This window comes from Allobosea sp. (assembly GCF_030695125.1).
In the GTDB taxonomy this organism is placed as follows: domain Bacteria; phylum Pseudomonadota; class Alphaproteobacteria; order Rhizobiales; family Beijerinckiaceae; genus Allobosea.
This window is the reverse complement of sequence record NZ_JAUYTP010000029.1, coordinates 423,739-436,736: the sequence shown is the minus strand read 5'-3', so window position 1 is coordinate 436,736 and position 12,998 is coordinate 423,739. Positions and strand designations below refer to the sequence as shown.

The following is a 12,998-nucleotide window of genomic DNA, read 5'->3' as shown; positions in this document are numbered from 1 at the left end:
GGCACCACCCCATGACCAAGCTGACCCGCCGCAACGCTCTCGGCGTCATCGCCGCGCCGGCCGCGCTCGCCGCCACCGCCCCGGCGGCGATCGCGCAGCAGCCCGCTCCCGCCTTCACGCTGCTGCTGGTCAACGACATCTACAAGATGAGCGACGACAAGGGCCGTGGCGGCTTCGCGCGGGCCGCGGGCATCGCCCGGGCCGAGCGCGCCAAGGGCGTGCCGCTGCTCTTCTGCCACGCCGGCGACTGCTATTCGCCCTCGCTGATGTCCGGCTTCGACCAGGGCGCCCACATCGTCGCGATGCAGAACAAGATGGGGCTCGACGTCTTCGTGCCCGGCAATCACGAGTTCGACTTCGGCAAGGAGAACTATCTCAAGCTTACCGCTGCCCAGACCTACCCGACCTTCGCCGCCAATCTGCGCGACGCTGCTGGCCAGCCGCTGCCGGGACACAAGGATTCGCAGATCTTCGAGCTCGGCGGCTTCAAGGTCGGCGTCATCGGCACGACCTTCGATCCCACGCCGCAGATCTCCAATCCCGGCGACCTGAAGTTCTCCTCGACCATGGAGGCGCTGCGCCGCGAAGCCAAGGTGCTGAAGAGCCAGGGCGCCGACATCCTCGTCGCCGTCGTCCATGCCGACCGCGCCATGGACAATGAGATCGTGCGCTCGCGCGTCGTCGACATCCTGCTGACCGGCCACGACCACGACCTCGCCATCGCCTATGACGGCAAGGTCGTGATGGTGGAGTCCAACGAGGAGGGCAATTACGTCACCGCGATCGACATCGCCGTCAGCGTGCGCGGCGAAGGCGCGGCGCGTCAGGTCTCCTGGACGCCGACCTTCCGAGTCAACGACTCCCGGTCCGCCACGCCCGACCCCGAGGTCGCCGCGCTGGTGAAGGGCTACGAATCCGAGCTCTCCAAGGAGCTCGACATCGACGTTGCCGTGCTCGCCGCCCCGCTCGATTCCCGCACCGGCGTCATCCGCACGCAGGAAGCCGCGATCGGCAACCTCATCGCCGACGCGATCCGCGCCGCCACCGGCGCCAAGCTTGCAATCACCAATGCCGGCGGCATTCGCGCCAACAAGCAGTATCCGGCCGGCCACAAGCTGACCCGTCGCGACGTGCTGAGCGAACTGCCCTTCGGCAATGCGACCGTGATGGTCGAGATCACCGGCAAGGACATCAAGGACGCGCTCGAGAACGGCCTGCGCGACGCGCCCCAGGGTGCCGGGCGCTTCCCGGTCATCTCCGGCTTCAAATTCGAAGCGGATCTGAAGCAGCCCCAGGGCTCGCGCGTGCTGTCGATCACGGTCGATGGCCAGCCGATCGACCCGGCCGGCAAGTACACCGTCGCCTCGAACAACTTCATGCTGGAGGGCGGCGACGGCTACACGGCGCTGGGGCGCGGCAAGACGCTGATCGGCCTCACCGACGGCAAGCTGATGGCCAATGAGGTGATGGTTTATCTGCGCAAGCTCGGCACGGTCGATGCCAAGGTCGAGGGCCGGATCGTCCTGAAGTGAGCTGCCGCACCGCGCTCGCGGCCTTTCTGGCGAGCGATGCGGCGAAGGGGTGGCGTGATCTGCCTGTTTTCGCCGAGGGCGCGGCGGCGATGCGCGCCTGCGCCGCCATCGATGCCGAGCGCCGCGACGGGCATGTCGTCGCGCCGGCGCCCGCGCGCATCTTCGCCGCGCTGGCCCTGACGCCGCTGGACGATGTTCGCGTCGTCATTCTCGGGCAGGACCCCTATCCGACCCCGGGCCATGCCAATGGGCTGGCCTTCTCCTATGTCGGCCCGCCGCCCCTGCCGCGCTCGCTGGTCAACATCCAGCGCGAACGCAGTGACGACCTCGGTCTGGCCCCGCCCGCCGATGGCGACCTGACCCGCTGGGCGCAACAGGGCGTGCTCTTGCTCAACACCGCGCTCACCGTGCGCGAGGGCGCCTCCAAGGCGGGCTCGCATCTCCGGCTCGGCTGGGGCGCGCTGACGGATGCGATCATCGCCGCCGTCTCGCGCGAGCGGTCCGATGTCGTCTTCATTCTCTGGGGCAAGCCCGCGCAGGCCAAGCGCACGCTGATCGACGAGGTCCGCCATCTCGTGATCGCCAGCGCCCATCCCTCGCCGCTCTCGGCGCGGCGCGGGTTCTTCGGGTCGCGGCCGTTTTCGCGGGCCAATGCATGGCTCGCGACCAGAGGCGAGCGCGGCATCGACTGGTAGCGCGCCGGTCCCAGCGCCTTTGCCCGGCAGGTCTCAGCCTACGGGCCGCTCATCGGCAATGACCTTGCCGTCATTGGGCAAGGCGCCCAGCGGCAGGATTTCGACGACGCCCCGGAGCTTGGTCACCTGCTGCAGGCTCGAGGACATCGCGTCGACGAGGCCCGGAGGCTCGGCGTAGATTTCCGCCTTCAGCGTCATCGTGTCGGCCTCGTCGGCGCGGCCGACGACCAGGCGCAGCTTGTGGATCTCGCTGTGGCGGCGTGCGATCTCGGCGATCTGCTCGGGCCGCACGAACATGCCCTTGATCTTGGCCGTCTGGTCGGCGCGTCCGAGCCAGCCCTTGATCCGGGCGTTGGTCCGCCCGCAGGCGCTCAGGCCCGGCATGATCGCGGTCAGATCCCCGACGGCAAGCCTGATCTGCGGATGGTGCGGATCGAGATTGGTGACGACGATCTCGCCGACCTCGCCGGGCTCGATCGGATCGCCGGTGCCCGGCCTGACGATCTCGACGATCAGGTTCTCGTTCAGCACCATCCCCTCGCGGGCTGCCGTCTCATAGGCGATGATGCCGAGATCGGCGGTGGCGTAGAGTTGGTAGGCATCGATGCCGCGATCCCGCACCCAGGCCTGCAGCGAGGGCGGGAAGGCGGCGCCCGAGACGACCGCGCGCCTGATGCAGGAGATGTCGACGCCGCGGCTCTGCGCGGCCTCGACCAGGATCTTCAGGAAATCGGGCGTGCCGGCGTAGGTCGATGGCCGGTAGGCGGCGATCACCTCCATCTGCTGCTCGGTGTTGCCCGGCCCGGCCGGGATCACGGCGCAGCCCAGGGCCCGCGCGCCGGAGTCCATGATGAAGCCGCCCGGCGTCAGATGGTAGCCGAAGGTGTTGAGCACGATGTCGCCCGGCCGGAAGCCGGCCGCAAACAGTCCGCGCGCCGCCCCCCAGGGATCGGCGCCGGTGCCTTCCGGCTCGAAGATCGGCCCCGGCGAGGTGAACAGCCGGCCGAAACCGCCGGGCGCCACGGGCACGAAGCCCCCAAACGGCCAGGCTTCCTTCTGCAGGCCCGGCAGCTCCGCCTTGCGCAGCACCGGCAGCGTCGACAGGGCGTTGCGGTCGGTGATCGCGGCCGGGTCGATCCCGGCGAGGCGCCGCGCATAGGCGGGGGCCTGCATCGCCGCCGCCAGCACGGCCGGAAGACGGGCGAACAGATCGGCCTCGCGCTCATCCGGCGCGCGGGTTTCGAGAGCGTCGTGATGCTCGGTCATCGGACAGGCCTCATTGATGGCATAGGGACGTAGAATCCCGCGCAGCCCTCATCCTGAGGAGCCGCGAAGCAGCGTCTCGAAGGATGGTCCAGGAGGCTCCGGAGATGTCTGGACGGTCCTTCGAGACGCAGCCTGAAGGCTGCTCCTCAGGATGAGGGCTGGGAAGGAGAAGCGCGCTCACGACAGCCACCGCTTGCGGCGCTTGTAGCTCTTCACCTCGCGGAAGGACTTCTTGTCGCCTTCGGAGACGCCGAGATAGAACTCCTTCACGTCCTCGTTCTCGCGCAGCATCTTAGCCTCGCCATCCATGACGATGCGGCCGGTCTCCATGATGTAGCCATAGGTCGCGTAGCGCAGGGCCATGTTGGTGTTCTGCTCGGCGACGAGGAATGAGACGTCCTCCTCGGCGTTGAGACGGCGCACGATCTCGAAGATCTCCTCAACGATCTGTGGCGCCAGCCCCATCGAGGGCTCGTCGAGCAGGATCATCTTCGGCTTCGACATCAAGGCGCGGCCGACCGCGCACATCTGCTGCTCGCCGCCCGAGGTGTAGCCCGCCTGCGAGTTGCGGCGCTGCTTCAGGCGCGGGAACAGCTCATACATCTTCTCGAGGTCGCGTTTGATCGCGGCGTTGCCGTCGCGGCGGGTGAAGGCGCCCGTCAGCAGGTTCTCCTCGATCGAGAGATGGCCGAAGCAATGGCGGCCCTCCATCACCTGGATGCAGCCGCGGCGGACCAGTTCGTTGGGCGACATGCGGTCGACGCGCTCGCCCTCGAACACGATCGAGCCCTTGGTGACCTCGCCACGCTCGGCCTTGAGCAGGTTCGAGATCGCCTTCAGCGTCGTCGTCTTGCCGGCACCGTTGGCACCGAGAATCGCGACGATGCCCTTGCGCGGGACATGCAGCGAGACCCCCTTCAGCACGAGGATGACGTGATCGTAGATCACCTCGATGTTGTTCAGCGACAGGATGTTGTCGGCTGCAGGGGTCGTGGCGGTCGGCTGCGCGAGTGTGGCGGTGGACATGGCGGTCTCCCGGCGGCTGCCAGCATGCTGGCTTGGACAAAGCTCGACGTCATCCCGGGCTTGTCCCGGGATCCATCATAGGGCGCTGTCGAGCCTTGCGATGGATCCCGGAGCGGCGCGGCTACGCCGCTTGTCCGGGATGACGACGAGGGTGCGGCGGCCGGATCTCCCCGGCTGCCGCTTCAGCTCATTACGGCTTGTCGCAGGCCTCGGTCCGCTTGGGCCAATTGCCGGCCTTCTCGGTGTAGTCCTTGGCGGCGGCCTCGATGAGCGGCCGGACCTCGTCCTTCATCGGCTCAAGCCAGTCGCCCTTCTTGGTCCATTTCGTGCCGTCCCACTCCGCGACATAGGCCTTGCTGTGGCCGGAATGGTCGGTGCAGGAGATGGTGGTCGGCGTGGCGAAGCCTTCCATGCCGATCTCCTTGAGCCGCGCCTCGGTGATGTTCAGCGACTCGAGCCCACGGCGCATGTCCTCGCCCGTGATGACCTTCTTGCCGGTGATCCGCTGTGCGTTGCGGATGCCCTCGACCAGCAGCATCGAGTTGTAGACGCCGCGGTTGTAGAGGTTCTCGCCGACCTTCTCCTTCGGCGCGAGGCTCTTGCCCTTGTCGACGACGAACTTCTGGATGTCCTGGATGACCGGGAAGTTGGTGCCGGCCGCGTTCAGGTTGAGCGACTTGTAGCCCTTCGCCTCCGCCCCGCCGGCGCGCGCGTCGTCGTCGCCGCCGGCCCACCAGACGCCGACCAGCTTGTTGATCGGGAAGTTGTTCTTGATCGCCTCCTTCACCGCGGTCGGGTTCATCGCGCCCCAGCCCTGGTTATAGAGGTAGTCGGGCCTGTCACGCCGGATTGCGAGCCAGAGCGAGCCCTGGTTCTGCATGTCGGCCGCGGCGACTGGATAGAGCTTGACCTCGAAGCCGTATTTCTTGGCGAGGTTCTCGAGCACCGGGATCGGCTCCTTGCCGAAGGGCGCATCGAGATGGATCAGCCCGAGCTTCTTGCCCTTGAGCTTGTCCATGCCGCCGAGTTCGGCCGCCATGTGCCGCACCATCAGCGACGCGCCGTCCCAGTAGGTGAAGGGCGGGATGAAGACCCACGGAAAGGCGTTGCCGTCGGCCGAGGCCGACAGGCCATAGGCCATCGACAGGATCGGGATCTTGTCGATATGGGCGCGCGGGATCGCGGCCAGCGTCGCGCCGGTCGACCAGGGCGAGTAGACGATCGTGTTCTTGCCCTTCGCCTGCTCGTAGCACTCGATCGACTTCTTGGTGTCGTAGCCGGTCTCGCACTCCTCATAGACGATCTTGACGCCGTTCACGCCGCCGTCGCGCTCGTTGATCATCGTCATGTAGTCGCGCATGCCGTCGCCGATCGGGATGCCCGAGCCGGCGAACGGCCCGGTGCGATAGGCGTTGTTGGAGACATAGACGCTGTCTTGTGCGTGAGCGGGAGCCGCGAAGCTGCCCGCGGCCAGCAGCGCCCCGAGTGCGGCGCCCTTCATCAGATGCTGTGTCTTCATCGGTGTCGTCCTCCGTTCGTTTCCCTCCGGCGGTGGCGTCGAGGCCCTGCCGGTCTGCTTGTCGTCCGCGTCCTTGAAGGCCGACGCGGATCGTCGTCTTTGCCGTTGCCCTTGGATCAGTAGGGGAACGGCCAGGTCCGTAGTTTCTGCTTCCCGATCTGCCAGAGCCGCGCCAGGCCATGCGGCTCGACGATCAGGAAGAAGATGATCAGCCCGCCGATCAGCATGAAGGTGACATGCTCGGCGGTGGCGCCGGCCATCGGCACGCCCAGCGCCGGCAGGCCGAACTTCATCGCGGTGGGCAGGATCGAGAGGAAGGCGGCGCCGAAGAAGGAGCCGATCAGGGAGCCCAGCCCGCCGATGATGACCATGAACAGGATGTTGAAGGAGAGGCGGATCGAGAACGCATCGGCCGCTTCGCCGCCGCCATACCAGAGGAAGATCATCATCGCCCCGGCGACGCCGGCATAGAAGGACGAGACCGCGAAGGCGAGCAGCTTGGCGTTGAGCAGCTTGATGCCCATCAGTTCGGCGGCGATGTCCATGTCGCGAACCGCCATCCAGGAGCGGCCGATCTTGCCATGGACGAGGTTCGAGGCGAACCAGGTCAGGACCACGACGATGCCGAGGCAGACGAAATAGCGCGTCTCGGGCGTGGCCAGCGCGCCGGTGACCGGCACGCCGAAGACGAGGCGCTGCGGCACCTCGATCGCGCCCGAGGCGTTGTAATTATAGAGCCAGGGCACGCGCACGAAGGACCACTGCAGGAAGAACTGCGCGGCCAGCGTCGCGACCGCGAGATAGAAGCCCTTGATCCGCAGCGAGGGCAGGCCGAACAGCACGCCGATCGCCGCCGAGAACAGCCCCGAGGCCAGGATCAGCACGATGATGTTCACGCCCGGAAACAGCGTCGTCATCTTGTAGCAGGCATAGGCGCCCACCCCCATGAACGCCGCCGTGCCCAACGAGATCAGCCCGGTATAGCCGGTGAGGATGTTCAGCCCGATCGCCGCCAGCGAGAAGACGAGGAAGGGGATCATCACCGAGGTGATGAAGAAGTCGTCGCCGAAATAGGGGATCACAACGAAGGCGATGGCGAGGATGATCGCCAGGCCGATCCGGTCCTGCCGGATCGGGAACACCGCCATGTCGGCCTGGTAGGTGGATTTGAACTGGCCGGCCTCGCGATAGAACATGTCTCGGCCCTCAAATCCGCTCGATGATCTTGTCGCCGAACAGGCCCTGCGGCCGGAACAGCAGGAAGCCCAGCGCGATGAAATAAGCGAGCCAGCTCTCGATGCCGCCGCCGATCAGCGGCCCCCAGTAGAATTCGCCCATCTTCTCGCCGATGCCGATGATCAGCCCGCCGATGATCGCGCCGGGGATCGATGTGAAGCCGCCAAGGATCAGGACGGGCAGCGCCTTCAGCGCCACGATCTCGAGCGCGAAGGACACGTCCGAGCGGGCGCCCCACATGATGCCGGTGATCAGCGCGACGATGCCGGCGGTGAACCAGACGATCACCCAGATCTGGTTCAAGGAGATGCCGACCGACAGCGCCGCCTTGTGGCTGTCGGCCACCGCCCGCAGCGCCCGCCCGATGCGGGTGTACTGGAAGAACAGCGCCAGCACCGCGATCATCACCGAGGCGATGATGGCCGCGGCGATGTCGATCTTCTGCAGCGTCACCAGCCCGCCGAGGATCTTCAGGTCGATCGCGCCCTTGGGCAGGTAGAGCTGTTCGGCGATCATCTGCTTGGGGTTGCCGCCGAAGACGGATTCACCGAGCCCGATCAGGAAATAGGTGATCCCGAAGGTCGCCATGAACAGGATGATGTCGGGCTGGTTGACCAGGGGCCGCAGCACCACCCGCTCGATCGTCACCGCCAGCAGGAACATGACGCCGAGCGTCAGGATCACCGCCAGGAAGGCCGGCACGCCCATCTCGTAGAGGCCCACCAGCGTCAGCGCCGAGAACACCACCATGATGCCCTGGGCGAAGTTGAACACGCCCGAGGCCTTGAAGATCAGCACGAAGCCGAGCGCGATGAGTGCATAGAGCACGCCTGTAACGAGCCCCTCCCAGATCGTCTGCACCAGCAGATCGGGCGCTGCCGCCATCTGGTCGAACGGGTCGATGAAGATCTTGTAGAGCGTGCCGGAGGAATCGAGCCGCGAACCGACGACCGCGGCGACGACGATGGCGGCCAGGATCAGCCCGGCCTTGACCCAGCCATTGGCGAGAAGGTTCGGCGCGGGCCGTGCGGCGACGTCGCTCATGGGTTCGCTCCCTCCGACGTTACGCACGATGCGGCGTCATCCCGGACAAGCCGCGTAGCGGCGCCGATCCGGGATCCATTCCGGAGCCCATCCGGAGAGATTCCGGAATGGATCCCGGGTCTCTGCTTCGCTGCGCCCGGGATGACGGCAGGAGAGGACGAATGTGAGCGGAAAGCGTTCATCAATGCGCCACTCCCAGATAGGCATCGATCACCTTCTGGTCGGCCTTGACCTCGGCCGGCGTGCCGTCGGCGATCTTGCGGCCGTATTCGAGCACGACGACGCGGTCGGAGAGGTCCATGACCACGCCCATGTCGTGCTCGATCAAGGCGATGGTGGTGCCGAACTGCTGGTTCACGTCGAGGATGAAGCGGCACATGTCCTCCTTCTCCTCGAGGTTCATGCCCGCCATCGGTTCGTCCAGCAGGAGCAGCTCCGGCTCCATCGCCAGGGCGCGGCCGAGCTCGACGCGCTTCTGCAGGCCGTAGGGCAGCTTGCCGACCGGCAGCTTGCGGATGTGCTCGATCTGCAGGAAGTCGATGATGTCCTCGACCACGCGGCGATGCTCGATCTCCTCGTTCATCGCCGGGCCGTGGCGCAGCGCCTGCCAGAAGAAACCGCGCTTCATCTTCAGCGTGCGCCCGGTCATGATGTTGTCGAGCGTCGACATGCCCTTGAACAGGGCGACGTTCTGGAAGGTGCGGGCGATGCCGGCAGCCGCCGCGCGATGCGGGCGCATCTTGTCGCGGCGCTGGCCCTTGAAGGTGATCTGCCCTTCCTGCGGCTGATAGAAGCCGTTGATGCAGTTCAGCATCGAGGTCTTGCCGGCACCGTTGGGGCCGATGATGGCGCGGACCTCGCCCTTGCGGATGTCGAAGGAGACGTCCGAGATCGCCTTCACGCCGCCGAAGCGCAGCGAGACATTCTCGACCGAGAGCAGAACCTCGCGGACGGGGGCGCCGGTCATGGTGAGCGGTTCCGCGTTCATGCCGCAGCCCTCGCAGGCGCCGGCCGCTCGGGCGCGGTCGCAGGGTAGGTCTTGACGTCGCGGACCTTGACGCGGGCCGAGATCACGCCCTTGCGGCCATCCTCGAAGGTGACCTCGGTCGAGATGTCGGCGGCTTCCGAGCCGTCATAAAGCGCGTTGACCAGCGGCGCATAACGCTCTGCGATGAAGCCGCGCCGGACCTTCTGGGTCCGCGTCAGCTCGCCGTCATCGGCGTCGAGCTCCTTGTGCAGGATCAGGAAACGCTTGATCTGGGCCCCGCCCATCAGCGGCTCGGCGGCGAGCGAGCGGTTCACCTCGTCCACATGCTGGGCGATCATGTCGTAGACCAGATCGTGGCCGGCCAACTCCTGATAGGAGGCGTAGACGACGTTGTTGCGCTCGGCCCAGTTGCCCACCGCCGTCAGGTCGATGTTGACCGCGACGGTTGCGAAGTCGCGGTCCTGGCCGAAGGCGACGACCTCCTTGATGTTGGGATAGAATTTCAGCTTGTTCTCGATGTATTTCGGCGGGAACAGATCGCCGCTGTTGAGCTTGCCGACATCCTTGGCCCGGTCGATGATCTTGAGGTGGCCTTCCTCGTCGAAAAAGCCGGCATCGCCGGAGCGGACATAGCCGTCCGCCGTCATCGTCTCGGCGGTCTTCTCCGGATCCTTGTAGTAGCCGCCGAAGATCGAGGGCGAGCGGTAGAGCACCTCGCCATTGTCGTCGATCTTGATCTCGACCAGCGGCGCCGGCCGCCCGACCGTGTCGGCCCGGATCTCGCCATTGGGCTGCATGGTGATGTAGACGCCCGCTTCCGTCTGCCCGTAGAGCTGCTTCAGGTTGACGCCGATCGAGCGGTAGAAACGGAACAGCTCGGGGCCGATCGCCTCGCCGGCGGTGTAGCCGACCTTGATCCGTGTCAGTCCGAAGCGGTTGCGCAAGGGTCCGTAGACCAGCACATCGCCGAGCCCGTAGAGCAGCCGCGCGCCGAGCGGCACGCTCTCGCCGTTCAGGATCTTCTCGCCATGCTCCTTCGCCACGCGCAGGAAGTAATGGAACATCTTCCGCTTGAGCGCGCCGGCATCCTCCATCCGCACCATGGTCAGGGTCAGCATGGTCTCGAAGACGCGCGGCGGCGCGAACGCATAGGTCGTGCCGACCTCGCGGCGGTCCTCGATCACCGTCTCCGGCCCTTCCGGACAGTTGACGCAGAAGCCGGCGACGATCGCCTGCGCATAGGAGAAGACATGGTCGCCGACCCAGGCGATCGGCAGATAGGCGATGATCTCGTCGCTCTCGGTCAGCCCGTCGAACTGGCAGCCGATCTCGGCGGCCGTGATGACATTGGTGTGGCTGAGCATGACGCCCTTGGGCCGGCCCGTCGTGCCCGAGGTGTAGAGGATGATGCCGAGATCGGCCCCTTGGCCCGCGAGCATCTCGCGCTCCAGCGCCGGCGCGGCTTCGGGGTCGGAGGCGAGGTCCGCACGGCCCGACGCGATGACCTCGTCGATTGGATGCAACGTGTCGTGGTCGTAGTCGCGCAGGCCCCGGGGCTCGTCGTAGAGCATGTGGCGCAGGTTCGGCAGCCGCTCGGCGATCGAGAGGATCTTGTCGACCTGCTCCTGGTCCTGAACCACGGCGAAGACTGCCTCTGCATGATCCAGCACATAGGCCATCTCGTCGGCGACGCTGTCGGCATAAACAGGCACGGGAACGGCGCCGAGCCATTGCGCCGCCGCCATCGTCCAGTAGAGGCGCGGCCGGTTGTAGCCGATGATCGCGACCTTCTCGCCGCGCTTGAGGCCGAGCCTCTGCAGGCCCCGGGCGAAGCCGCGGACCTGCTCGGTCACCTCAGCCCAGTTCCAGGACTGCCAGATGCCGAGATCCTTGTGGCGGAACGCGACGCGGCCACCGCGTTCGCGCCCGTTGCGCAGCAGCAATTTTGGAAAGGTATCCGCCTGGCCGGCGCTCGCGCTTGCCATCGTCCGTCTCCACCCTGAGCAGCCGGCGTGCATGGCACCGGCCTTCGTTCGGACCGTTCGGTCCTTGTCGTTGATGCAAGCCTCGCAGCCACGCATGAGCTTTGCAAGGGGGGGCTTGACAGACAATCGGACATTTGATGGCTATCGTCTTGGGGACTTCTGTTTTGCTCCCGGCGAAGACTCCGAGAGTGCTGATTTGCGACTGGCGTCGAGCAGGCCGTGACTTTGCCCCCTCGTCGTATGAGCCGTGTTGTTTGACCGGTCCAGCGGACCAGAACGCAAAAAAGCTCCGGCCGCGATGGTCGCAGGAGACCAGCGCAACCGGAGCCCGTTCAGGCATGCCCCGTCAGCTCGGCGGTGACGGGCCTTGAGGATCTCAGCGGATCGGCGGCGCGTATTGCAGGCCGCCCTTGGTCCAGAGATCGTTCTTGCCGCGGGCGATCTTCCGGAGAGAGCTGGGGCCGACATTGCGCTTGAACGCCTCGCCATAGTTCCTGACATGCTTGACGATCCGGTAGGCCCAGTCCGGCGTCATGCTGATCGCCTCGCCGAACTTGCCCTCGGCACCCAGGAGGCGCCGAATCTCGGGGTTCGTCGAGGTCAGCATCTGCTCGACATTGGCCTTGGTCACGCCGAGATCCTCGGCGTTCAGCATGGCAACATGCATCCATTTGACCAGGTTGAACCACGGCATGTCGCTGCTGCGCACGACCGGCCCGAGCGGCTCCTTGGAGATGATCTCGGGCAGGACGATCGCCTCGTCGGGCTTCACCAGCTTGAGGCGCAAGGCGTAGAGCGAATTTAAAGCCGTTCTGCGGTCCGAATCCGCATGCGTGGGTGGCGCGCCCGCCGGTCGCCGTGACGATTCTTGCGGACCGACCTCAGCCCCGGCGCGTCGCCGGGATTCGCGTGTGACCCTTGCCTATCCCTCATAGCGCGCCAGTCGCTCGACATCGAGGATCGTCACGCTGCCATGGCCGATCTCCAGCAGGCCGAGATCGGCGAGCTTCGACAGGGCCTGGTTGGCGATCTGCCGCGACATGCCGGCGAGCAGGCCGAGCTCTTCCTGGCTGACCTCGAGCGTGCGGCCCTCGTCGGGATAGAGCGTGGGGTTGAACAGCCAGGCGAGGTTGCGCGCCAGCCGCCCGGTCGAATCGAGCGTGCGCTCGGTTTCCGCCAGCGCGATGAACTGGGCCAGCCGCTCGTTGAACTGGTGGACGAGGAAACGGTTGAAGGCGGCCGAATGCTCGAACAGCCAGAGAAAGGTGGAGCGCCGCATCAGCGCCAGCCGGGTTTCACGCAGCGCCACCAGTTCATAGCGGCGCAATTCGCCCTTGATCACGGTGCCCTCGCCGAACCAGGCCCCGGCGCGCATCCCGGCGAGCGTCGCCGATTTGCCGGTCTTGGAGGTCGTCGACATCTTCACCAGCCCCTCGGCGACGCCGGTCCACGCCTCCAGCCGGTCGCCGACATGGCAGATATTGGCGCCCTTGCCATAGCTGCGAAACGAGATGCCGCGCCGCGCCTCCTCGAACTCTTCCGGGCGCAGATCGCGCGACCAGGCGGCAATGCGCCGTAGCTCTTCGGGCAGGATCACGATCGAGGCGTCTCCTCCGCAAGCGAGGTGCGTTTGCCAGCGCGGCCACCGCCCCTGTACTATCGTTCGAACGCGGCGGGAAACTCAAGATCGGGACCTGCGTCGTCAAT

The 12,998-nt window shown here is 66.2% G+C and carries 11 protein-coding genes; 2 read left to right on the top strand and 9 right to left on the bottom strand.

The features are described from left to right. Positions 1 to 11 precede the first annotated feature (11 nt). Together Q8S38_RS10510 and ung are read left to right on the top strand one after the other, a co-directional pair. Positions 12 to 1,532 carry a bifunctional metallophosphatase/5'-nucleotidase gene (locus Q8S38_RS10510; protein ID WP_305680363.1) on the top strand — a complete coding sequence of 507 codons (1,521 nt, stop codon included), beginning with the start codon at positions 12 to 14 and terminating at the stop codon, positions 1,530 to 1,532. After that, entirely contained in the window at positions 1,529 to 2,227 is a 699-nt protein-coding gene (gene ung / locus Q8S38_RS10505; protein WP_305680362.1) for a uracil-DNA glycosylase, read from the top strand. The genes Q8S38_RS10510 and ung overlap by 4 nt, the downstream gene beginning before the upstream one ends. A gap of 33 nt (positions 2,228 to 2,260) precedes the next feature. Here ung and Q8S38_RS10500 read toward each other — a convergent pair whose 3' ends face one another. The 9 genes from Q8S38_RS10500 to Q8S38_RS10460 form a co-directional block, all read right to left on the bottom strand. Continuing rightward, the gene (locus Q8S38_RS10500) at positions 2,261 to 3,493 is read right to left on the bottom strand and encodes a phenylacetate--CoA ligase family protein (RefSeq protein ID WP_305680361.1); all 1,233 of its coding nucleotides are present in this window, start codon (positions 3,491 to 3,493) and stop codon (positions 2,261 to 2,263) included. 177 nt (positions 3,494 to 3,670) lie between these two features. Next, positions 3,671 to 4,519, bottom strand: a complete 849-nt coding sequence (locus Q8S38_RS10495; protein ID WP_305680360.1) for an ABC transporter ATP-binding protein — start codon at positions 4,517 to 4,519, stop codon at positions 3,671 to 3,673. A gap of 190 nt (positions 4,520 to 4,709) precedes the next feature. Beyond that, positions 4,710 to 6,038 carry an ABC transporter substrate-binding protein gene (locus Q8S38_RS10490; protein WP_305680359.1) on the bottom strand — a complete coding sequence of 443 codons (1,329 nt, stop codon included), beginning with the start codon at positions 6,036 to 6,038 and terminating at the stop codon, positions 4,710 to 4,712. Positions 6,039 to 6,154: 116 nt separating this feature from the next. Beyond that, on the bottom strand, positions 6,155 to 7,234 hold the full coding sequence (locus tag Q8S38_RS10485; RefSeq protein WP_305680358.1) for a branched-chain amino acid ABC transporter permease: 1,080 nt from the start codon (positions 7,232 to 7,234) through the stop codon (positions 6,155 to 6,157). A 10-nt stretch (positions 7,235 to 7,244) separates the two neighbouring features. Further along, complete coding sequence (locus Q8S38_RS10480; protein WP_305680511.1) at positions 7,245 to 8,159, bottom strand: branched-chain amino acid ABC transporter permease; 915 nt, start codon at positions 8,157 to 8,159, stop codon at positions 7,245 to 7,247. A 340-nt stretch (positions 8,160 to 8,499) separates the two neighbouring features. Next, positions 8,500 to 9,285: an ABC transporter ATP-binding protein gene (locus tag Q8S38_RS10475; protein WP_305680357.1), complete on the bottom strand. Its 786-nt coding sequence runs from the start codon at positions 9,283 to 9,285 to the stop codon at positions 8,500 to 8,502. Positions 9,286 to 9,302: 17 nt separating this feature from the next. After that, positions 9,303 to 11,291, bottom strand: a complete 1,989-nt coding sequence (locus tag Q8S38_RS10470) for an AMP-dependent synthetase/ligase (protein ID WP_305680356.1) — start codon at positions 11,289 to 11,291, stop codon at positions 9,303 to 9,305. A gap of 376 nt (positions 11,292 to 11,667) precedes the next feature. Then, a complete protein-coding gene (locus Q8S38_RS10465) occupies positions 11,668 to 12,078 on the bottom strand; it encodes a type 2 periplasmic-binding domain-containing protein (protein ID WP_371125865.1) in 411 nt (136 codons plus the stop codon). Positions 12,079 to 12,213: 135 nt separating this feature from the next. Continuing rightward, the gene (locus Q8S38_RS10460; protein WP_305680355.1) at positions 12,214 to 12,888 is read right to left on the bottom strand and encodes a Crp/Fnr family transcriptional regulator; all 675 of its coding nucleotides are present in this window, start codon (positions 12,886 to 12,888) and stop codon (positions 12,214 to 12,216) included. Between the last annotated feature and the right edge of the window lie 110 nt (positions 12,889 to 12,998).

Excerpts from the sequence above, each read along its gene's own strand:
- Q8S38_RS10510 (WP_305680363.1), top strand. The coding sequence starts at position 12 with ATGACCAAGCTGACCCGCCGCAACGCTCTCGGCGTCATCGCCGCGCCG.
- Q8S38_RS10500 (WP_305680361.1), bottom strand. The coding sequence starts at position 3,493 with ATGACCGAGCATCACGACGCTCTCGAAACCCGCGCGCCGGATGAGCGC.
- Q8S38_RS10495 (WP_305680360.1), bottom strand. The coding sequence starts at position 4,519 with ATGTCCACCGCCACACTCGCGCAGCCGACCGCCACGACCCCTGCAGCC.
- Q8S38_RS10490 (WP_305680359.1), bottom strand. The coding sequence starts at position 6,038 with ATGAAGACACAGCATCTGATGAAGGGCGCCGCACTCGGGGCGCTGCTG.
- Q8S38_RS10485 (WP_305680358.1), bottom strand. The coding sequence starts at position 7,234 with ATGTTCTATCGCGAGGCCGGCCAGTTCAAATCCACCTACCAGGCCGAC.
- Q8S38_RS10480 (WP_305680511.1), bottom strand. The coding sequence starts at position 8,159 with ATGGCGGCAGCGCCCGATCTGCTGGTGCAGACGATCTGGGAGGGGCTC.
- Q8S38_RS10475 (WP_305680357.1), bottom strand. The coding sequence starts at position 9,285 with ATGACCGGCGCCCCCGTCCGCGAGGTTCTGCTCTCGGTCGAGAATGTC.
- Q8S38_RS10470 (WP_305680356.1), bottom strand. The coding sequence starts at position 11,291 with ATGGCAAGCGCGAGCGCCGGCCAGGCGGATACCTTTCCAAAATTGCTG.